This window comes from Bacillus cereus group sp. BfR-BA-01310 (genome assembly GCF_022664325.1).
GTDB classification, from domain to species: domain Bacteria; phylum Bacillota; class Bacilli; order Bacillales; family Bacillaceae_G; genus Bacillus_A; species Bacillus_A paramycoides.
In genome coordinates this window covers 1-20,844 of sequence record NZ_JAKUHD010000032.1, presented here as the reverse complement: position 1 = coordinate 20,844, position 20,844 = coordinate 1, and the positions used below count along the sequence as shown (strand labels likewise).

The following is a 20,844-nucleotide window of genomic DNA, read 5'->3' as shown; positions in this document are numbered from 1 at the left end:
TTGAAAATCTCAATATACAAATTAAAATAATATAAATGCCCATAATTATTCCTAGTATTGTTTTATCAGGAAAAATTTCACTTAATTTTCTGAATGAAATTTATCCATAAATATTATTTTTTTACTAATCAGAAAATTATGCTTTTATGATAATATTGGTGGTGCAGCACTGTTGCAAATATTTGAACTACACAATTATCTATATAAGGGGGCATGTGAAATGGAAAAGGAATATATTCATGAAGAAATGCTAGAGCTTGAAGATCTTGAATTAGATGAAGAGGATTTACTAATTCGTGCAGGCAAGACATTAGGTTAAGTTTTAAAATAAGGAGGTTACATATGCAGTTTAACTGTATATGTAACTTTTTTTAAGGTAGGGTATACAGTATGAAAGAAAATAAGATTATTTTATTATATGAAAGATTTATTGAATTAGACTATGAAGAAGAGTTAGATAAAGTACCAAAATTAAAAAACAGAGGGGTACTTTTGAATTTTTGGAAAAAATGGTATGAAATTAGTGAAAAACAATTCGAATTTATTATTTGGAAGTCCATTAATACTGTGGATACTTTAGATGATTTAGTCAAAATAACTGGGACTTTAAGTTTGGCTTTAAGATTATTAAAAGTATTAAAAGAAAGAAATTTAGTTGAAATTATAGAAAATAAAATAAGGTTTTCACAAGATTTAACAAGTAGTATTTTATATGAACCAACCTCTCTTCCTAATACAGGATATGAGAATAAAATAAACAAAAAAAAATATGCTCAATTTAAAGCTACTTGGGATAGTTCGTTGAGGAGAGCTGAAATAATAAATCAAGAGTTATCATCTAATAAAAATATCTTTTTTTGCGGAGATGATGATTATACAAGTTTGGCCCTTAAACAATATAAAAACAGAGAAATAAGTGTAGGAGATATTGATGAAGAACTAATTGAATATTTTAAACATACAAACAATGATATTAAGTTTTATAATTTTGATGTTAGAAATGAAGTTATAGAAGATTTAAGGAATAAGTATGATGCAATACATTGTGACCCTATAGATGATGGTAGAGGGTTAGATTTGTGGTTAAATAGAGCTAATGAATTATTAAAAGGTCAAAAGGGTGATTTAGTTTTTTTAAATATAAGTGTTAAAAGATTAGGTAATAGGGCGGTTTATTTGCAGAATTTCTTGACATCTTTAGGTTTTTATTTAAAAGAAATTATTCACGATTTAAGTTCTTATAAAGTGGCTGAAGAGCCTTACATTGATGAAGAATTAATAAAAAAGGACTTAGATGGCATTGGTTTTTCTAAAGATATATTCCATGATTTATATATTCAAACAGATATGTTAGTTTTTGTACGATTAATAGATAAACCAACCCTTTTTCCGCAAGAATATTATGAGATTAGAAGAAAAATATAAAATAACTGCGAGGTAATATAATGTATGTTTTAGGAGTCAATGGGTGGGACTTTGATGTTCATGATGCAAGTGCGTGTTTATTTTATAATGGTAAATTAATAGCTGCAGCTGAAGAAGAAAGATTTATTCGTCAAAAAAAGGCATTAGATAAAATTCCATATAATTCAATAGCTTATTGTTTAAATGAAGCTGAAATTACCCCAAATGAAGTAGATCATATTGTTATGGGCTGGGATGTAGAACAATTATATTTTGAGAAGTATTCAAAGAAGCTTAACAAAGATGAATGTCTTGAAAAGATTTTTCCGAAGAGAATTTTTAAGAGAGATAAAGATCCTCAAATTCATATGTGTTCTCATCATTTGGCACATGCTTCTGGTGCGTTCTTTAGTTCGGGATTCAATGAAGCTACCATAATAGTTATTGATGGAAGTGGAGAAGAAGAGTCAATAACAATAGCAAAAGGAAAAGGTAATATAATAGAAGTACTAGAAAAATACCCGTTGGAACATTCTTTAGGTATTTTTTATGAAGCATTAACTGTATTTTCAGGTTTAGGGAGGCATAATGAAGGGAAGTTAATGGGCCTATCTTCATATGGGGAAGAAATATTTGAATTTCCTGAAATACTGGAAAATCCTTTGAAACCAAATAAAAATACAGTTAGTATGAATGGTAAATATTTTTCGGTATTAAAAGATTGGATAAAAGTTATTAATAGTATAACAAAGATAGCTCCTAATTATATTAAATATGAATATAATCCAATAGATTCAATACTATTAATGAATTCATCAGTAATGGAATATAAAAATATTGCAGCCTCAGGTCAGGCAGCCTTGGAAAGAGCAATTGTTAAGCTTGTAAAAAAAGCTGTTAATCTAACTGGAATAGATAATTTGTGTCTTTCGGGAGGAGTAGCATTAAATTGTATAGCGAATAGAATTATAGCTGATTTACCAGAAGTGGATAGTTTGTACATTCAACCAGGTGCTTCAGATAGTGGGGTAAGTATTGGAGCAGCTACATGGTTTCTTGCCGAAAATGGTATAGCGCCTATGTTCACTCAAGATCATGTATATTCTGGTCCGGAATTTCCTGATTCTAGTATCTTAAATATATTAAAAAAATATAATTTATCATATATAGAATTAGGTTCTAATAAATATGATAAATGCTCCGAGTTATTAATTCAAAATAAGATAATAGGAAGATTTTCTGGAAAGATGGAATTCGGTCCTAGAGCTTTAGGAAATAGAAGCATAATAGCTAACCCTCAGAGTAGGGATATGTTAAATAAAGTAAATACTATTAAGAAAAGAGAGCAATGGAGACCATTGGCTCCTAGCATCATAGATGAAAACGCTTCTGTAGTATTAGAAGAAAAAATAAATAACCCTTATATGCTGTTAAATTCTACTGTTAAAAAAGAGGTACATCATTTAGTTCCAGCAATAGTTCATGTTGATGGATCAACAAGGGCTCAAGTAGTTACGAGGGATATGAATTCTGATTATTATGAAACAATCCATAACTTTTACCAGAAAACGGGAATTCCTGCAGTTATGAATACATCGTTTAATGTAGGAAAAGAACCAATTATATGTAACCCAAGTGATGCTATTAGGTCATTTTATGGATCAGAGATGGATGCCCTTTTATTAGGTTCATTTTTGATTCTTAAATAAAGGAGGAGAGATTTTGAGAAATAGAAATTATTCTAATCTACAGGATGAAAGGGTAAAGGATTTGGTACTTAATAAAAAAAGTTATCCGTACTACCCAGAATATATACTATTAGACTTAATAAAAGAGGAAACAGTTTTTAAACGAGGAGCTTGCTCAAAGTATATTCATCATGAAGAGTTCAATACATGGCAGGAATATTTTTGTGGGGATTATTACGAAAAGCCTCAGGGGAAAAGAATTGCTTTTTTACAAGTTTGTTCTTGGGCTAAACCATATGACTTTTCATATATTGGTAAAAAAATTAGAGAAGTTACAAATAAATACCCAATGGTTCATCCAATTATTCTATCAAATGCGGGAATTATACCATATGAATACCAAATGAATCCTACTTTTTGTGCGTACGATTGGATGGAAGATATTGAGGATCCAGTAATTTATGAAGAATTAATGAAAGAATATAGGGATAAATTGATACAAAGAATTAGAAGATACCTAGAATCAAATTCATACGATATAGTAGTACAATATGGTATACCGGTAAAAAAATATTCAATGGCTCCTGCAATTAAAGATATTTGTAAGGATCTAGGAATTACTTTTCTTTTAACCCCAGATATAGAAACATATAGAAATAATAAAGGTAAATTAGTCGAGTTAAAGGATTCAGGAGAATTTTATTGTTTAGATGAAGTTTTGAGTAGTATGGATAATTGTTTAAATAAGGTGAGTAGATATGTTGAATCTATCAATTGTAATACCAGCTTATAACGACATTAGATTGGAAAAGTGTTTAAAAAGTATTGATGAAGATGTAGAGGTTGTCGTTGTCTTAAATGGTGCAACAGAAGAAGTAAAAAAAATCGCCTATTCTAGCAATGCAGTAATTGGGGAATTACCTACACCTAATTTAGCAAAAGCTTATAATTATGGAATTGAAATTTCTAGTAAAGATAATGTGTTAATTATGGATTCAGATTGTGTTTTTATGCCAGGTACCATCAATAAATTATTTAAATTATTAGATGCAGGATCTTTGGCTAAAGGAAGGGTGATGTTTTCCTTTAACAGCAAAATTGGAAAAATCATTGCACGTGCAAGACATATACATACTTGCAAAAAAAATGCATATTCACCTCCATTGGCATTTAATAAAGGAATCTTAGCGAAGGTAAATGGATATTATTTTGATGAGAATTTATCTTGGACAGAGGATTATGATTTTGATATTAGAGTTAAATCTGCAAGTCTTAAGATTTTATATGATGATAATGCAAGAATTATTCATCCAGAGTTAAGCATTAAGCAAGATTTGAAAAGTTCATTTAATTATGGGGTAGGTCATGCACGTGGGGTTTTACACAAAAAAAATGGTTATTATGAACCTAAAAATAAAACGAGGTCGATTATTAACTCATATAAGTATATCAAAAAAAAATACGGTTATCTAACTGCTTTCTATCTCATATTTTGGCAGATTGCCTTTTATAGGGGATATAAAAAAGAAATACATTAAGGAGGAAAACAATGCAGCAACAATACGATGAAATTTCTGAATTATACGACATTATCATCCCAGAACCTGATGGTATTTTTGATTTTTACAGTGGTTTGGTAAAACCAAATGATGAAGTTTTAGATTTGGGGTGCGGTACTGGTAGATTATCTTTTATTCTTGCTGAAAAAGGCGCTAATGTAACTAGTGTTGATATATCAGCAGGAATGATTGAAAAAGCCAGTAAGAAGTTAGATGAGATGCCAAATATTAAGGATAAAATAGAATTTAAGGTTTCTTCTGCTACAGATTTTAAGTCTGAAAGAAAATTTGATTTTATATTTATGTCTGGTGGTGTATTTGAATATTTACTTACATCGTCAAAACAAAAATTAGCTCTTAGAAATATTAAATTACTATTAAAAGAAGGCGGGATTTTTGTTTTCGATATTATTACACCTCCAACTATTCTTCCTTATTCTAAGAGAGTGAGTGATGGAGGAAATAGTCCTATTAAAGGGGAGAATTTTAAAAATTATAAAGTTAAATCATGGGATGTCGTAAAAGCAGATCATTATAAGCAAATAGTTGAAACCACTTGTTATTTTGAGGTTTATGACATAGCAGATAATTTTTTAAGTGAAAAAAAATTTAGATTTCTTGCAAAATATACTTTACCATCCGAAATGCAGTATCTCTTAGAAATAGAAGGATTCAATATAAAAAATTTTTATGGTGATTACAATAAAAATCCTTTTGGGAGGAATAGTGAATTTATGGTGTACGAATGTAGGAAGCAAGGGGAAAATTTTAATGATATACAGTGTGAATAGACGCTCTTAAAAAAGTATATTTTTCTAGTGGAAATAAAATGTATCCAGTTAGTATACTCCAGAGTAAATAATTTTTAATTAAAATAATAGGTAAATGATTTACCTGTTCAATAAAGGTGATGCTGAATGAAGGATATAGTAAAAAAACATTTAGTTATAGCGCCACACCATGACGATGAAGTCATTGGCTGTGGTGGAACAATTGCTCAAGCTATTAGTAGGGGTGAACATATAAAAGTAATAATAATTACAAAAGGAGATTTATCTGGAGGTGTAGGGGATTTAAATGAAATTATTTCAAATAGAGAGAAAGAGTGTATAAATGCTTGTAATACATTAGGGATAGAAAAAGGAAATGTTAAATTTTTAAAGAAACCAGACAGATCACTTGTGTATTCTTTAGATTTTGTGGAAGAAATTATTCACGAAATCTCAAAATATAAGCCTAATTTTATTTATTTCCCCCATGATATGGAAAGTGATAGGGATCATCGAATAGTAAATGAAGTTGTATCAGAAGCAATATTCCTGTGTCAATCAGGGTTCTTAAAAGAGAATTGTGCTCCGATGTGTTTACAGTATGAAGTATGGACTCCCATGAAAAACTATCAGGTTGTAAAAGATATTACCAGGTTTATTGAACTGAAAAAAGCATCAATTAAAAAATATGAATCCCAACTTAAAACATTAAATTTAGTTGATGGAGTTTTGGGGCTAAATTCTTATAGGGGTATGCAGGCAGGAGTGCAATTTGCAGAAGTTTTTAGAGTGGTAAGTAAGTAGTAAAAAGGAGAGAGAAGATGGATATCATTGAAATTGAAAATGTATCAAAAACTTTTGAAAGAGTAAAAATTGAAGAAGGATTAATAAACTCTTTCAAGAGTTTATTTAAAAGAGAAAAGGTCAAGGTTACTGCTTTAAGTGATGTGTCATTCAAAATAAAAGAGGGTAAAATAATAGGGCTTATTGGCGCGAATGGTGCTGGTAAGTCTACCTTAATGAAAGCAATGGTTGGGTTAATTAAACCAACTTCCGGGAGAATTTTGGTAAATGGATTTAACCCCCATGATAAGAAGAAAGATTTTTTAAAGTCAATTGGCGTTGTTTTAGGACAAAAAAATCAGCTATGGTGGGATCTTTCCCCTTACGAAACATTTTTATTACATAAAGAAATATATGAACTGTCTGATACAGAGTTTAGAAAGAATGTAGATGAATTAGCTGAAAATCTTGGGGTATCAGAAATTCTTAAATCGCCAGTAAGGAATCTATCGTTAGGAGAGAGAATGAAATGTGAGTTAATTGCTTCAATCTTACACTCACCTAAGATATTATTTTTAGATGAACCGACTATTGGATTGGATTTTCTTGCTCAAAAGAATATTAGAAATTTTCTCAAGAATTATTGCAAAGAAAGAAATACAACAGTTGTAATAACTAGCCATTATTTCCCGGATATATATGAGTTATGTGAAGAATTAATAATATTGAAGAATGGAGAAGTTGTTTTTAATAACAATTTCAAAAAAATAAAAGAAGAAATTAAGAGTTATAAATATATATATCTTAGCTTTGAAAATGAAATAAATTCTCAAGATCTTAAGAAATATGGAGAAGTTAAAGAGTCGGATAAATTTAGTGTAACAATAAAAGTTCAAGATAAGTTAGTGAACGAGACCATATCTAGCATATTAAAAGAATTCAATGTTATTGACTACAATTTGACTGAAATGTCATCACAAGACCTCATTGAAGATATTTATTCAATGGAATCGACTGGAGTGAAAATAACAGTATGAAGAAGTATTTAAAACCAATGATGCTTTCATTTCAAGCGGTTTTTCAGTATCGTATGAATGTTGTATTATATATGATTTTTGGTTTAATACCGCTTGTGGCTTTAATACTATTATGGCATTCTCTCTTTGAAACACAAAGCAATATTCAAGGTTATACTCTTGAAATGATGATTACTTATGTAATAATTGCTAAGTTAATTGAACTTTTACTAATTCCTGAAATGCACTGGTCGATAAATGAGGAAATACAATCCGGTGAATTATCAAAATATCTTATAAAACCATTTTCATATTTTGGATATTGGTTTAGTCATAATTTAGGTAACAAAATTATTCATTTACTGATGTCAGTGATACCGATAATACCGATAATATTCCTGAACAGGGATTATTTCCTTTTGCCTACTTTAAAATATACTTTCCTGTTCATTCTTTCAATAGTAGGAGCATTAATACTATATTATATGATTTATTATTTGATATCACTCTTCTCATTTTACTTTGTAGAGATATCATCCTTTTTCTTTACTGTAGATATAGTATTAGAATTATTATCTGGATCGCTTATTCCGCTTGAATTTTTACCAGCTCCGTTAAATACAATAACTCAGTTTTTACCTTTTTCATACTTAATTCACTTTCCGGTAAATGTATATTTAGGAAATTTAAGTGGCACTGAAATTGTAAATGGATTAATTTCACAAGTGATATGGTCTTTAGTTTTCTATGTCCTTATTAGAGTACTTTGGAAGAAGGGGTTAAATAAATATGAATCTGTTGGTGCATAAATATGATTAGATATTTAAAAATGTTAAAAGCAATTCTTAAAATTAATTTAAGTAATATTATGATGTATAGAGTTAACTTTTTTTTAAATATATTAGATAGCGTTGTTTGGTTCATTGTTACATTAGTATTTTTTAATAGTATATTTGATAGTTTTGGTAATATTAATGGTTGGAATACAAATGATATTTATTTGTTAATTGGAACAAGTGAGTTGATAAAATCTTTGATGTTTACTCTTTTTATTAATAATCTACCGTATATACCGAGTTTAGTTAACCAAGGAAGTTTAGATCAGATATTGTTTAAACCTATTAATAGTCAGTTTCTAGTTTCATTAAGAAAGCTTGATTTAGGGAATTTAGGGAACTGTTTACCAGCCGTACTGTTAATTAGTTATGCATTATTACAAAAGGGAGAGAGTGTTAGTATTATAAATGGATTTTCTTTCTTGGGTCTATTGTTTTTAGGGATTATACTCTCGTATTCTCTGTGGTTTATTTTAATGACTTTATCTATATGGTTAACCAAAGTTGAAGGTATGCATGAGTTATTTCTTGGTACTATGACATTACTTAGATACCCATCATCCTTATATAAAGGAATAAGTCGATTTGTTTTTTTATTTGTTTTTCCTATTGTTATTGTTAGTAATATTCCAACTTATGCTTTAATTGGCCGATTAGAACTAAACGATGTATTCGTGTTAATGGGTTATTCTATTGGATTTTTTATTATTTCAATTTATTTTTGGAAGTTTGCCTTAAGATATTATAACAGTGCAAGTAGTTAAGGGGAGAATAAAATGTACTCTAATGATAAAGCAATAGTTGTTTTTAGTGGCGGACAAGATAGCACAACATGTTTATTTTGGGCAATGCAACAGTTTGCGGAGGTGGAAGCTGTAACATTTAACTACAATCAACGTCATAAGTTAGAAATTGATTGTGCAGCGGAAATTGCGAACGAGCTTGGCATTAAACATACAGTGATAGATATGAGCCTACTAAATCAGCTAGCTCCAAATGCGTTAACAAGAATAGATATGGAGATTACACACGAAGAAGGTGAATTACCATCGACATTTGTAGATGGGCGGAATTTACTATTCTTATCATTTGCTGCTGTATTAGCAAAACAAGTTGGAGCACGTCATATTGTAACGGGTGTATGTGAAACTGATTTTAGTGGTTATCCAGATTGCCGTGATGTGTTTGTAAAATCGTTAAACGTTACATTAAATTTATCCATGGATTATCCGTTTGTCATTCACACACCACTTATGTGGATTGATAAAGCAGAGACGTGGAAATTATCTGATGAACTTGGAGCATTCGAGTTTGTTAGAGAAAAAACATTAACTTGTTATAACGGAATCATTGGTGATGGTTGCGATGAATGTCCAGCATGTCAACTTCGTAAAGCAGGATTAGGTACGTACCTACAAGAACGCGAAGGAGGGAATGAATAATGGAAAACTTTTTCGGATTTCGCATTGTAGAAAATTTGCAAAAAATGGACAAGGATATTCAGCGTGAGCAATTAAAATACCATAATAAAAGAGTAATGGTCAGCAAGGAATTTACATTTGATGCAGCACACCATTTGCACTGTTATGAAGGGAAATGCAAAAATTTACATGGTCATACATACAAAGTTGTATTTGGTATTAGTGGATATGTAAATGACATTGGACTTGCAATTGACTTTGGAGATATAAAAGAAATTTGGAAAAATGAAATAGAGATTTATTTGGATCATCGCTATTTAAATGAGACATTACCAGTGATGAATACGACTGCGGAAAATATGGTTGTCTGGATTTATGAAAAGATGGCGGAAGCATTAACAAAAGGGAATCGAGCAGAAGAATATAAAGGAGCTCGTGTCGAATTCGTACGTCTCTTTGAAACACCAACGAGTTATGCAGAAGTAAGACGGGAGTGGATACTCGATGAGTAAGATTCCTGTGTTGGAGATATTTGGCCCAACCATTCAAGGAGAAGGAATGGTTATCGGACAAAAAACGATGTTCATTCGCACAGCAGGTTGTGACTATAGCTGCTCTTGGTGCGATTCAGCCTTTACATGGGATGGCTCAGCAAAAGAACAAGTTAGACAAATGGCGCCAGAAGAAATTTGGAATGAACTTGTTGAAATTGGTGGAGAAAATTTTTCTCACGTTACAATTTCAGGTGGAAATCCCGTTTTGCTGAAAAATATTCAGTTTCTTCTTACTGTATTAAAAGAGAATGGAATTCGTACAGCGATTGAGACGCAAGGGAGTAAGTGGCAAGAATGGTTACTTCAAATTGAAGAAGTGACAATTTCGCCTAAACCACCAAGTTCGAAGATGAAAACAGATTTTACGATGCTAGATTCTGTTATTCATAAATTAGAAAGAAAAGATTTTAGTTTAAAAGTAGTTGTATTTGAAGATTACGATTTTGAATATGCAGTAAAGGTGCACAAGCGATATCCACAAGTACCATTTTTCTTACAAGTTGGGAACGATGATACGAAAACGGTGGATGATGCAGCGCTTATTAAAAACTTATTACAGAAATATGAACGGTTGATTGAAAAAGCTGTACAGTGTAAAGAAATGAATGATGCAAAAGTATTACCTCAACTTCATGCTTTAGTATGGGGAAATAAACGAGGCGTATAAATAAGAGCATTTTATGAATAAATTAATAAGGTGGAAATAATATATGAGCTTAAAAACAATCCAAAGTGTAGAAATAGATACTGACAAAATTGAAGTAGCAGTAAAAATGATTCTTGAAGCAATTGGAGAAGATATTAATAGGGAAGGTATTTTGGAAACCCCAAAGCGAGTAGCAAAAATGTATAAAGAAGTTTTTCAAGGTTTAGGTCAAAACCCTTCTGAACATTTGTTAAAAATATTTAATGAAAATCATGAAGAATTGGTATTAGTTAAAGAAATTCCATTCTATTCTATGTGTGAACATCATTTGGTACCTTTTTTTGGAAGGGCCCACATAGGTTATATTCCTAATAATGGAAAAGTAACTGGGTTAAGCAAATTAGCTAGAGCTTTAGAAACCATATGCAAAAGACCACAGTTGCAGGAAAGAATAACCAATGAATTAGCAAATGTAATTTTTGAAACTTTAGAGCCAAAAGGAGTAATTGTAGTAATTGAAGCTGAGCATATGTGTATGACAATGAGAGGTGTGAAAAAACCTGGTTCAATGACTATAACTTCGTCATATAAAGGAATATTTAAAGATAATAGTACACTTCGAAGTGAAACTTTAAATTTGATAGAGAGATAGAATTATATCGTTATTATGCTAAAAAAGAACATACAGAACCTATGTTAAATACAAATTTGGGTTCTGTTGCAAAGTTTTCTAAATGAAGCTACACTCTAGAAAAAAGGAATGAGGAGAATCACAAGTGCGATATTTTAAAGGGAAACAGTTCAGGAAAGATATTATTTTGGTAGCCGTTGGCTATTACTGTCGTTTTTCTTTAAGCTATCGCGATGTATCTGAGATTCTACAAGAACGAGGAATTTCCGTTCACCCTACGACAATCATGCGTTGGGTTCATGAATATGGAAGTCTGATCTATCAAGTCTGGAAAGAGAAAAACACAACTCCCCACCATGCTTGGCATTTAGATGAGACTTACATCAAGGTGAAAGGTGAGTGGTGCTATCTATATCGTGCCATTGATAGCGATGGACATACGCTTGATTTCCAACTTCGAAAAACACGTGATCATCAAGCAGCTTATATGTTCATGAAGCGACTTGTCAAAGCTTTTGGAGAACCAACGGTTCTTACTACAGACAAGGCTCCAGCCTTGCTTTGTGCGTTCAAAAAACTGAAAAAGAACGGCTTTTATGCGCGTACCAAATATTGTACCATCAAGCATCTCAATAACCTGATTGAACAGGATCATCGACATGTAAAGCGGCGCTTTGTCAAATCTTCTGGATTCCAAAATCTTCGTCATGCTTCACGTACTATAAAAGGTATCGAGACCATTCATGCCCTATATAAACAAAGGCGAAGTCTGCAAAGAGACTCCGCCTTTTCAACGTACAATGAACTTCAACAATTACTAGCTACTTCCTAAACCTTGTTCCTCATTTACCAACCTGTTTATGCTTTTTTCAAACTTTGCAACAGAACCTAGGTAACTATTTAAAACATTTGAGATCTCGGTAATTGGGTAAATAAAAAATGCCTTATCATTCTCCCTGTAAGGAGGCATGAGGGGGGCACCATACATATCCATCAACTTAAGAAAAATAAAGGCCCCAAAAAAGAAAAAATGAGCCGAACTCTTATGAATAACTGTGAAAAGGTAAAATTTTTGTTATGGGAGGTTTTTGAAAATCTTAGCTTGATAGCGATGTGACGTTACCCCTTTTAGTAAGGTATTTCCATTTTTGTTTCGAAAATTTAATTCTTATAGAAAATTGACCTTTCAAATTCGCCTATAACGAACAAAACGCACTTGCTCTATATCATAAAGTCTTAAATAAGTTAAAACTCGTTTTAGAGGATGATAGAGGGGGATTATGGGTTTTTAGTATACTTCAGCTATTTTAATGATAAGCTCTGTTAAAGTAGATTGTTGATTTTCTTATTCAACTACCATGAAAAACCCTCACGGTATTAATTTAAAAAAAGTGCATAACTAAAGAAGACGTCTTTATTTTATTTTTAAAAAGCGTCCAACAGTAAAAAATTATATTAGTGGTTGATGGATTAAGAGACTTCTTCGATCGATACAGAATACCCTAATTTTTCTAGTCTTCGAACTGAATGACGGACCATTGATACTTCTTTTTGTTTGTCATAATATAATACTAGGTCTAGCATTATTACTTTTTGGAATAAGTTTATTTATTGAAGTATTATAGAGTTCTGACAATTATATTTTGAATTTTTGTATAAATGCTTATAGAACTAACGGATGCTTTAGTTGAATATCATAAAAATAAATAAAAACTAACGTATTAGATGTAAAAAAGCATATAACACGATGGAGGTGTAATGTAGTAAGGGGTTTGTACGTTTTATATACTATCCCTACTACAGATAAATTATGGATAAAGAGACTCTACGAATAAATCTAAGTAAAAAGCATATCCACATGCAAGAACTACTTCAGTCTCTTGTCGAAACCACAACTGACGCTATTTCCATTAGAGACATGCAGGGAAATATACTTATCGTAAATAATGCCTTTGAAAAAATTTATGGATGGACATATGAAGACCTACTAAATGATCCTTATTGCCTGGTACCTGAACAGATAATAAACGAGACGAAAGAAATCTTTCATCCGATTAAATTTTCTGGAGAGAAAATTTCGGGGTATGAGACTATTCGTAAACGAAAAGACGGTAAGATTGTTCATGTATCTCTAACAGGGTCCTATATTCGAGATACCACAGGAAACATCGTAGGTACTTCTGTTATCGCCAGAGATATTACAGATCGAAAAATGGCTAAAGAAGCATTGCTAGAGAGTGAGGCTCAATACCGGATACTAGTAGAAAATACGAACGACATTATAAGTACATATGATGTGAACATGAAAAAAATATTTGTATCGCCATCTATAGAAATTCACTTAGGATATACCTTAGATGAATATCTTCAGGCGGATACTTTTGATTTTATTCATCCTGATGATGTGAAAATAATAGTAGAACTTCGTCAATCAATTTCTATGCATAAGAAAATTTTTCAAATAGAAGTGAGATTAAAACATAAAAATGGATCGTGGGTTTATTTAGAGTCGCGTTGTGTACCGATCTTATCCGAGAACTCTGAGATAGAGAGTTACCTAATCGTTTCACGTAATATTACAGAACGAAAACAATCAGAAGAAGCTTTAAGGAAAAGCGAGGAACAATACAGGTTCATTGCTGAAAATACAGTAGACTTCATTTCTGTAATTAACCAAAATGGGGACGTATCCTATAGCTCACCATCACATATGAAAAAACTAGGAAGTGATCGAATTCTCTTTGAAAATATCCATCCAGACGATGCTCCTTTCGTCTGTGAACGATTTTCATATATGCTAAAAGCAAAAGCACCTATTATCTGTGAATATCGATACAAGCTTGATAATGAAAACTCGGTTTATTTGGAATCAAGAGGAATACCTTTTTTCGGCATAGATGGCGAAAGTCGTCACTTTTTCAACATTACACGAGATATTACTGAGATGAAACAAAACGAAGTCCTTCTTATGAGAACAGAAAAGATGTCAGTTATCGGAGAACTGGCTGCAAGTATTGCACACGAAATCAGAAATCCTCTTACTTCGATAAAGGGCTTTATTCAGTATTTACAACCAGAAATATCAGGGAATCCCGATTTTACTGAGATTATGTTGTCAGAGTTAGAGCGAATCAACTTTATCGTGAGTGAGCTACTTGTCTTGGCGAAGCCACAAAATCTTCATGTGAAGCCGATTATATTGGACAATATCATTGTAAATGTTGTGAAATTTCTTGAATCTGAAGCTAATTTGAAAAATATTGAAATGATGAAACAACTTGAAAGCACACATGTTGCGATCAATTGTGAAGAAAATCAATTAAAACAAGTATTTATCAACATCATTAAGAATTCCCTGGATGCTATTTCATCAAATGGTAAAATCAGTATTCAAACAAGGCTTTTAAGTGACAACCAAGTCCTTATTCGTTTTTCTGATAACGGCTGTGGCATTTCTCCGGAGCTGCTGGCCAGACTAGGGGAACCTTTTTACACCACAAAAGAGAAAGGCACAGGATTAGGTTTACTGGTTAGTAACAAAATTATAAAAGATCACCATGGTAGTATGAACATCACAAGTGAAATCAACAAGGGCACTATTGTAGATATCACTTTACCAATATACAGAAGCTTTTCGTGAAATATATATGGAAAAGTTAGCTTATCGGCTTGTGTTCCCTCAGACGATTGTTTTGGGGGAATATTTTATTTACGTCACGGATATTTTTTTGGATTCGTCCTATTAATAACTTTTTTTAGAGCTATTAAACATTAATGGTTTGAATAATTCCGAAAACCAAACAACGTTATTATGATTTTTAAACATCTTTATTATCTTTTAAACAATTTTATTAGGGGAGCACCACATTGCTATCAAGTTGAAAAATCTGTTGTTCTCCAAAACGATAAAAATAAACTTCGGTGCTATAAAAACACAAAATTTCCATTTAGGGGGTACTTTAAAATCTTAGCTTCATGGGCATGGGGTACCGCCAGCATTTCGGAAAAAACCCACGCTAAGAGCATGCAAGATTTTATGCAGTTTTTCGGCTAATTTAGTAACAAACGGGAACTCTGAAACCCATCCAGGATAGGAATGTATAAAAAAATGAATAGAGTCATAGAAAAGAAAAAGGCGGATTCCTTATGAGAGTAGAAATCCACCATGTCTTTACTACCGATATTGTTGCGTTATGTTAACCGAGCGTGTATGGAATATACACTTTATATTAAACTACTTCAGATAAGTATGTATAAGTAGTATTTTTAAGTTAAAATTGTTAAAATATTCAAATAAGTCATTTGATGATTTACTTCTTTAAAATAAAACACTCATTCCTGAAAATTAACAAAAATTAATGATGAGGAGTTGTGAGTAAGATGAAAACAAAAACATTTATAAATAAGGTAGCATTGGTGACTGGTGGATCACGTGGCATTGGAGCAGCAATTGTCAAACGTCTTGCAAGTGATGGTGCAAAAGTCGCGTTTACTTATGTAAATGCTGAACAAAAAGCTGATGAATTAGTCAAGGAAATTGAACAAGTGGGCGGTCGCGCTTTGGCAATTAGAGCAGACAGTCATGATGTCGAAGCTGTTAAGCGGGCTGTTGTTGAGACAACGGAGGTCTTTGGAAACATACATATTTTGGTTAATAATGCCGCCCTATTCTTATTAAAGTCGTATGACCAATTTACAATAGAAGAGTTTGACCATATGGTCGCAGTGAACGTCCGCGCAGTATTTACAGCCGTTCAGGCAGTAGCTCCTCAGATGGGTAAAGGTGGTCGTATTATCACAATTGGTAGTGCGAGCGCAGACAAAAGTGGATTTCCAGGTCATAGTCTGTATAGTATGTCAAAGGCAGCTATCTCCGGATTAACTCGTGGATTAGCTATAGATCTGGCTCCTTCGGGTATCACTGTAAACAACGTCCAGCCAGGTCCGACGGATACAGAATTGAATCCGGCTGAAGGTCCTTCTGCTGAAGCATTGTCAAAATTAATAGCTCTTGGGCGCTACGGTACAGTCTCAGAAGTTGCTAGCATGGTTGCCTTCTTGGCATCTCCTGAAGCTGATTACGTTACCGGTGCAACAATGAATGTGAATGGCGGATTTATGATTTAATTAGCAAAAAGTTATTAAACTTCCATGTAAAAACAAATCAATGTTTAATTAAACGTAGGTTTTTATCTTTCTGAACATGTATTCATCTTTAAAAAATACTGTAATGATAAGGGTTTGTAATCCTTAGCGTACAATTTTCTCAAAATGATATAGTGACCCCTAAAAGGGAATCCAACTTTTTCATCCAATGAATTACTTAATGTTGTTTTTTCAAAAATGTTGGCAGTATACCTGATATATTAGACTCATTGACTTCCGTTTTCGATAATTATGTGAATACAAAAGTCCCCCAGTCAAACGAACTGGAGGACTTTTAATGGTCTTCTAAATACATTGAATCCCGATAATGAGACGTTATGTTTACTAAACATGTATGGGATATTCATGTTTTATTCTTTTTTATTATTGTTCTGATACCTAATGCAACACATATAATCCCTATTATTTTCATTAGAGTATTGCCTATATCTCCAAGACTATTAACTGTTAAACCAATTAACAAACTTCCCAATAGAATAAGAAATATACCAAATAACATTTTCAATAAGATTAACACCTAACTTCTTTATAAAATTTTTTAAAGTTTTACCCTTTCTTTTAACAATTGGATAGGTTTACATTTTATCCTTTTCTTTTTATGTAGAGTACTCAAGATTAAGAAGTATTCGCTATAACTTCCGCTTTCGATAATTATGTAAATAAGCTGTCCATATGGGCAGCTTATTGTATTTTTTGCTTAGCGTGGGTTTTTTCCAAAAGGCTGACGGTACCCCTATATGCAATTATGCATATATACATTTATTATTCCAATATCAATAAAATTCAATATATAATTAAGGTGTTTTTAACGAATTTATAAGGAGATGCGAGTATGAAGAAAGTCATAGGACTTATAGTAACATTATTTTTATTATTTTCTACCTATGCACCAACGTTTACAGAAGCAGCCGAAGTTTTAAATAAGGTGGGCTGGGTCAAAGAAAATGAGAATTGGTATTTTTACGAAAAAGATGGCAGTAAAAGAACAGAAACAATCAGGGGTACAGCCGAGATACGTGTGAAAATAGGTCATATTCTTACTTTTATTTCCAGATAAAACTTGTGAAGATTATAAATATTGTTTCGTCTATTTTTATTAAGTAATTTGTCTATTATGGATCAACCCTAATCATTCATTTGTTAGCTACTGAAAATACTTCGTTTCAATTGTATAATTAGGGTGTATGATAATAAGTTTAAAAATCATAGAGAAAACCCTGATTTGATTATGTTTGGAAATAAAAGTAAGCCTGTGACTCAAAATTACATGTATCTCGGCTGTATCCCTATAAAGGGTTTCTTTGCCCATCCCCTCGAAAAGGGGGAATAGCAAAAAAAGTTTTAAAAAATGCTGAAAAACAAAGTTTTTTGCCTCTTTGGCCTCACCATACCATTTCGGGAAAATTGTGTCTAAACGTACAATTTTCTTTTTTTGATATGGTGACCCCATGCCCATCAACTTAAGATTTTAAAGTAGCCCCTAAACGAAAATTTTATTATTTTACAGTTATTTATGAGAATTCAACTCGTTTTTTTCGGTTTGGGGAACAGCCCACTTCTTAAGTCGACGGGCATGTATGGTGAAGTCTATTGTATAAATTGGTCAAAAACTGACCTTCCTCAGTTTCTTTAATTCAATACATATGTTTTTTGTCATAGGAATATATGTTATAAATTTCACTTAGTCTAAGAACATCATAACATTCTAAATAGTATGGAGCGTGTATTATAATGAAAAAGATTTTATTATCGTTTATAACATTAGGAATGCTTATAGGATGTGAAAAATCTGATTCGTGTGATGAAGCAAGAGCTATCTACTCTGGAAATTGTAATTCTGCTAATACACTGACAAACGACAAAGCTGAATTACAATTAGATTCCAAATAGTTGCTTTGGTTCTGGTGCAAAGTTTGAAAAAACACAAACCAGTTTACAAAATATAGTTATAGTTTAAGCGGTTCTGAATAATTTCTGCGGATTTGGCAAAACGTCGCTTGATATGCCTATGGTCTTGTTCGATGAACTGAAATTCCTCGTTCTTTCATTATCTCAGATACATCACGATAGCTTAAAGAAAAACGACAGTAATAGCCAACGGCTACCAAAATAATATCTTTCTTGAATTGTTTTCCATTAAAATATCTCATGTATCATGCTCCTCGAGTCATTTTCCCTACAGTTTAACTTCAGTTAAAAAACTTTGCAACAGAACCTTTTAAACCATATAAAAAAGATAATTTAACAGTTGACTACAGCAGTACTTTATTAATTTCAAAGTTGGCGCCCGTGTTTTACTTACAACATGAATTTTCAGTTGACTGTCCTGATGATACGTTACTCATGTCCACTTTAGATGGAGATAACACACAGGCCTATACGATTCAACAATTGGAATTCGAACAACAAGTCATTCAATCTTTAACATCGAAAAATTATACAGGACTATCCTATGCAGAAGTAAATGAGGTTGTTATGGATCTCAAATTCCCAGAGGGTGTAACTTTCTTTGGCCCTCAGGTGACTGTAGAATATGCTCTTTTTCATGACGTTTTAGATATTTGTCCAGATTAATGAAATTTTAAATTGCAACTAATAATTAGTTAGTTTAAATAGTAAAAAGTCGTAGGTAATGGTTCCTACGACTTTTATCATTGAATTTTTTTCCAGAGTGGCCCCTCATACCCAGAATCGTTTCCGTGCCCCTATTAGGCCTCACCTTATCAAAAAAAGAAAATTGTACGTTACGACACAATTTAGACACATTTAAGTCCATACCCTGTACGCTAAGGGTTAAATAGACCTAAGTAAAGTGCTGCAAAAATTAACATTTATGCAACATCTACCGTTGGCTTAATTTTTATAGCGTCATGACGTTGCATATGTTATGTTGCAAATCAAAACTCGAAAATGATACAATATTTGTAGCAAAATAGAAAAATAGACTTATGCAACGTTAGGGGGCAAAAAAATGAATTACGCATATATTCGGGTGTCAACTCCGCAACAAGACTATACATTTCAAAAAAACGAAATACTTACATATTGCAAGGCTAACAAAATTGAATTGTTGGAAGAATGTATTTTTGAAGAAAAACAAAGTGGAAAAAACATGGAGAGAGAACAATTCCAAATTCTTATGCAACAGCTCAATCCAGGAGATACACTTATTGTCTATAAATTAGATCGTTTAGGTAGAAATCTTTCTGATATGATCCGTACGCATGAAAAACTAATCAAACACGATATTGGGGTCATTGCTATTAATGATAACATTGATACTCAGAAGAAAGATGACATGACTACGAAAGTAATGGTTACAATCTTATCTTTATTTGCTGATATTGAACGAAACTATATACTGGAACGAACGCAGGCTGGACGTATGAAGTATGTAGAAAATGGCGGGAAACTGGGGAGAACTCCTAAAATCAATAAGTCTAAAACGGATCTGATACTCGAGTTACTTGATCAAGGAAAAACGAAACAAGAAATTGCTGATTTTTTAAATGTTGATAGAACTACTATTTATCGAACATTAAAGCGAAATGGTTATTAGGAAAATTACTCATAACGAGTGCTATCTATGTATCTAATTTCGTTTTTAAAGAATATTTGTCCATAAAAAATTACACATCCAATTGTTAGATGATGAGTCTAGCAATTGGATGTGCAGTTCACCAATGGGATGCGACTTTTATATCTATTTACACACGTACAGCTGTACCGCTTACTGCAACCATTAACATTCCATCACGGACCACTTCGTAGTCTACATCGATACCAACGATTGCATTTGCCCCTTTTTGCGTTGCAAGTTGTTTCATTTCTTCCATTGCAATGTCACGTGCTTCTTTTAATTTACTTTCATATGAACCAGCACGGCCACCGACAACATCACGAACAGAAGCGAAGATATCGCGTACGATATTTGCGCCCATAATTGCTTCACCGTTTACGATGTCTACATACTCAATAATTTCTTTACCTTGAATAGTATTAGTTGTTGTTATGATCATTCTTAACACGCTCCTATAATCCCTAAAAATTCATTGTTGTTTTTTATTATCTTGTTATTACATGCAAGGGATCTTAACTGTCCCATTTGATCGTTAAATGTCCATACTCATCAAATATATGGTCTCTATATCCATGTATTGTCTCAAGTCTAACAGTTTCATTTACATAAATCTCGCCATTTTCTTTAGCATAGAAGTTGTATTGTCCAAACTGGCTACTGGTACGTGACCAAGCGGTGAATTTTCCTACCGTAGCTTCTCCAGAATCCTCGAAGCTATGCCATTTACCATTGATTTGTTGCCAGCCTGTTAGCATTTTGCCTTTATCGTCATAATAGTATGTCTTACCAT

General features: G+C 32.2%; 20 protein-coding genes and 3 pseudogenes. 20 read left to right on the top strand and 3 right to left on the bottom strand.

The window, feature by feature from the left end; translation table 11 throughout:
- Window positions 1–390 precede the first annotated feature (390 nt).
- The 18 genes from MR109_RS27050 (at window position 391) to MR109_RS26965 (ending at window position 18,364) form a co-directional block, all read left to right on the top strand.
- Entirely contained in the window at window positions 391–1,425 is a 1,035-nt protein-coding gene (locus MR109_RS27050; protein WP_242274537.1) for a bis-aminopropyl spermidine synthase family protein, read from the top strand.
- A gap of 20 nt (window positions 1,426–1,445) precedes the next feature.
- The gene (locus MR109_RS27045; RefSeq protein WP_242274536.1) at window positions 1,446–3,113 is read left to right on the top strand and encodes a carbamoyltransferase family protein; all 1,668 of its coding nucleotides are present in this window, start codon (window positions 1,446–1,448) and stop codon (window positions 3,111–3,113) included.
- Window positions 3,114–3,126: 13 nt separating this feature from the next.
- Window positions 3,127–3,885: a DUF5591 domain-containing protein gene (locus tag MR109_RS27040; protein ID WP_242274535.1), complete on the top strand. Its 759-nt coding sequence runs from the start codon at window positions 3,127–3,129 to the stop codon at window positions 3,883–3,885.
- Window positions 3,851–4,630, top strand: coding sequence for a glycosyltransferase family 2 protein (locus MR109_RS27035; protein WP_242274534.1), 780 nt, complete (start codon window positions 3,851–3,853; stop codon window positions 4,628–4,630). The genes MR109_RS27040 and MR109_RS27035 overlap by 35 nt, the downstream gene beginning before the upstream one ends.
- A gap of 11 nt (window positions 4,631–4,641) precedes the next feature.
- Window positions 4,642–5,442 carry a class I SAM-dependent methyltransferase gene (locus tag MR109_RS27030; RefSeq protein WP_242274533.1) on the top strand — a complete coding sequence of 267 codons (801 nt, stop codon included), beginning with the start codon at window positions 4,642–4,644 and terminating at the stop codon, window positions 5,440–5,442.
- Between the two features lie 126 nt (window positions 5,443–5,568).
- A complete protein-coding gene (locus tag MR109_RS27025) occupies window positions 5,569–6,225 on the top strand; it encodes a PIG-L deacetylase family protein (RefSeq protein ID WP_242274532.1) in 657 nt (218 codons plus the stop codon).
- A gap of 17 nt (window positions 6,226–6,242) precedes the next feature.
- Window positions 6,243–7,241, top strand: a complete 999-nt coding sequence (locus MR109_RS27020) for an ABC transporter ATP-binding protein (RefSeq protein WP_242274531.1) — start codon at window positions 6,243–6,245, stop codon at window positions 7,239–7,241.
- Window positions 7,238–8,029: an ABC transporter permease gene (locus MR109_RS27015; protein ID WP_000760370.1), complete on the top strand. Its 792-nt coding sequence runs from the start codon at window positions 7,238–7,240 to the stop codon at window positions 8,027–8,029. Before MR109_RS27020 ends, MR109_RS27015 begins: the two co-directional genes overlap by 4 nt.
- 2 nt (window positions 8,030–8,031) lie before the next feature.
- Complete coding sequence (locus MR109_RS27010) at window positions 8,032–8,820, top strand: ABC transporter permease (RefSeq protein WP_242274530.1); 789 nt, start codon at window positions 8,032–8,034, stop codon at window positions 8,818–8,820.
- Window positions 8,821–8,832: 12 nt separating this feature from the next.
- Window positions 8,833–9,498 carry a 7-cyano-7-deazaguanine synthase QueC gene (gene queC / locus MR109_RS27005; RefSeq protein WP_242274529.1) on the top strand — a complete coding sequence of 222 codons (666 nt, stop codon included), beginning with the start codon at window positions 8,833–8,835 and terminating at the stop codon, window positions 9,496–9,498.
- Complete coding sequence (gene queD, locus MR109_RS27000; RefSeq protein WP_000426941.1) at window positions 9,498–9,989, top strand: 6-carboxytetrahydropterin synthase QueD; 492 nt, start codon at window positions 9,498–9,500, stop codon at window positions 9,987–9,989. Before queC ends, queD begins: the two co-directional genes overlap by 1 nt.
- On the top strand, window positions 9,982–10,698 hold the full coding sequence (gene queE / locus MR109_RS26995) for a 7-carboxy-7-deazaguanine synthase QueE (protein ID WP_002191885.1): 717 nt from the start codon (window positions 9,982–9,984) through the stop codon (window positions 10,696–10,698). Before queD ends, queE begins: the two co-directional genes overlap by 8 nt.
- A 43-nt stretch (window positions 10,699–10,741) precedes the next feature.
- Window positions 10,742–11,329, top strand: coding sequence for a GTP cyclohydrolase I FolE (gene folE, locus MR109_RS26990; RefSeq protein WP_000054143.1), 588 nt, complete (start codon window positions 10,742–10,744; stop codon window positions 11,327–11,329).
- Between the two features lie 124 nt (window positions 11,330–11,453).
- Entirely contained in the window at window positions 11,454–12,140 is a 687-nt protein-coding gene (locus MR109_RS26985) for an IS6 family transposase (RefSeq protein ID WP_242274528.1), read from the top strand.
- Window positions 12,141–13,166: 1,026 nt separating this feature from the next.
- The gene (locus MR109_RS26980) at window positions 13,167–14,948 is read left to right on the top strand and encodes a PAS domain-containing sensor histidine kinase (RefSeq protein ID WP_242274527.1); all 1,782 of its coding nucleotides are present in this window, start codon (window positions 13,167–13,169) and stop codon (window positions 14,946–14,948) included.
- A gap of 740 nt (window positions 14,949–15,688) precedes the next feature.
- Entirely contained in the window at window positions 15,689–16,435 is a 747-nt protein-coding gene (locus tag MR109_RS26975; protein ID WP_242274526.1) for a 3-oxoacyl-ACP reductase family protein, read from the top strand.
- 871 nt (window positions 16,436–17,306) lie between these two features.
- Window positions 17,307–17,531, top strand: coding sequence for a hypothetical protein (locus MR109_RS26970; protein ID WP_242274545.1), 225 nt, complete (start codon window positions 17,307–17,309; stop codon window positions 17,529–17,531).
- 674 nt (window positions 17,532–18,205) lie between these two features.
- A complete protein-coding gene (locus tag MR109_RS26965; protein WP_171903161.1) occupies window positions 18,206–18,364 on the top strand; it encodes a hypothetical protein in 159 nt (52 codons plus the stop codon).
- 125 nt (window positions 18,365–18,489) lie between these two features.
- Here the strand turns inward: MR109_RS26965 and MR109_RS26960 are convergent.
- Window positions 18,490–18,624 (bottom strand): annotated as a pseudogene (locus MR109_RS26960) (IS6 family transposase); the annotation flags it as partial.
- A 67-nt stretch (window positions 18,625–18,691) separates the two neighbouring features.
- On the opposite strand from MR109_RS26960, the pseudogene MR109_RS30145 reads away from it, so the two are divergent.
- A pseudogene (locus tag MR109_RS30145) lies at window positions 18,692–19,048 on the top strand (hypothetical protein); the annotation flags it as partial.
- 397 nt (window positions 19,049–19,445) lie between these two features.
- The gene (locus tag MR109_RS26950; protein WP_242274524.1) at window positions 19,446–20,033 is read left to right on the top strand and encodes a recombinase family protein; all 588 of its coding nucleotides are present in this window, start codon (window positions 19,446–19,448) and stop codon (window positions 20,031–20,033) included.
- Window positions 20,034–20,181: 148 nt separating this feature from the next.
- On the opposite strand, the gene MR109_RS26945 is transcribed toward MR109_RS26950, so the two are convergent.
- Window positions 20,182–20,493 carry a heavy metal-binding domain-containing protein gene (locus tag MR109_RS26945; RefSeq protein WP_002175272.1) on the bottom strand — a complete coding sequence of 104 codons (312 nt, stop codon included), beginning with the start codon at window positions 20,491–20,493 and terminating at the stop codon, window positions 20,182–20,184.
- A 73-nt stretch (window positions 20,494–20,566) separates the two neighbouring features.
- Window positions 20,567–20,844: pseudogene (locus MR109_RS26940) on the bottom strand (cell wall-binding protein); the annotation flags it as partial.

Excerpts from the sequence above, each read along its gene's own strand:
- MR109_RS27050 (WP_242274537.1), top strand. The coding sequence starts at position 391 with ATGAAAGAAAATAAGATTATTTTATTATATGAAAGATTTATTGAATTA.
- MR109_RS27045 (WP_242274536.1), top strand. The coding sequence starts at position 1,446 with ATGTATGTTTTAGGAGTCAATGGGTGGGACTTTGATGTTCATGATGCA.
- MR109_RS27035 (WP_242274534.1), top strand. The coding sequence starts at position 3,851 with ATGTTGAATCTATCAATTGTAATACCAGCTTATAACGACATTAGATTG.
- MR109_RS27030 (WP_242274533.1), top strand. The coding sequence starts at position 4,642 with ATGCAGCAACAATACGATGAAATTTCTGAATTATACGACATTATCATC.
- MR109_RS27025 (WP_242274532.1), top strand. The coding sequence starts at position 5,569 with ATGAAGGATATAGTAAAAAAACATTTAGTTATAGCGCCACACCATGAC.
- MR109_RS27020 (WP_242274531.1), top strand. The coding sequence starts at position 6,243 with ATGGATATCATTGAAATTGAAAATGTATCAAAAACTTTTGAAAGAGTA.
- MR109_RS27015 (WP_000760370.1), top strand. The coding sequence starts at position 7,238 with ATGAAGAAGTATTTAAAACCAATGATGCTTTCATTTCAAGCGGTTTTT.
- MR109_RS27010 (WP_242274530.1), top strand. The coding sequence starts at position 8,032 with ATGATTAGATATTTAAAAATGTTAAAAGCAATTCTTAAAATTAATTTA.
- queC (WP_242274529.1), top strand. The coding sequence starts at position 8,833 with ATGTACTCTAATGATAAAGCAATAGTTGTTTTTAGTGGCGGACAAGAT.
- queD (WP_000426941.1), top strand. The coding sequence starts at position 9,498 with ATGGAAAACTTTTTCGGATTTCGCATTGTAGAAAATTTGCAAAAAATG.
- queE (WP_002191885.1), top strand. The coding sequence starts at position 9,982 with ATGAGTAAGATTCCTGTGTTGGAGATATTTGGCCCAACCATTCAAGGA.
- folE (WP_000054143.1), top strand. The coding sequence starts at position 10,742 with ATGAGCTTAAAAACAATCCAAAGTGTAGAAATAGATACTGACAAAATT.
- MR109_RS26980 (WP_242274527.1), top strand. The coding sequence starts at position 13,167 with ATGCAAGAACTACTTCAGTCTCTTGTCGAAACCACAACTGACGCTATT.
- MR109_RS26975 (WP_242274526.1), top strand. The coding sequence starts at position 15,689 with ATGAAAACAAAAACATTTATAAATAAGGTAGCATTGGTGACTGGTGGA.
- MR109_RS26970 (WP_242274545.1), top strand. The coding sequence starts at position 17,307 with ATGAAGAAAGTCATAGGACTTATAGTAACATTATTTTTATTATTTTCT.
- MR109_RS26965 (WP_171903161.1), top strand. The coding sequence starts at position 18,206 with ATGAAAAAGATTTTATTATCGTTTATAACATTAGGAATGCTTATAGGA.
- MR109_RS26950 (WP_242274524.1), top strand. The coding sequence starts at position 19,446 with ATGAATTACGCATATATTCGGGTGTCAACTCCGCAACAAGACTATACA.
- MR109_RS26945 (WP_002175272.1), bottom strand. The coding sequence starts at position 20,493 with ATGATCATAACAACAACTAATACTATTCAAGGTAAAGAAATTATTGAG.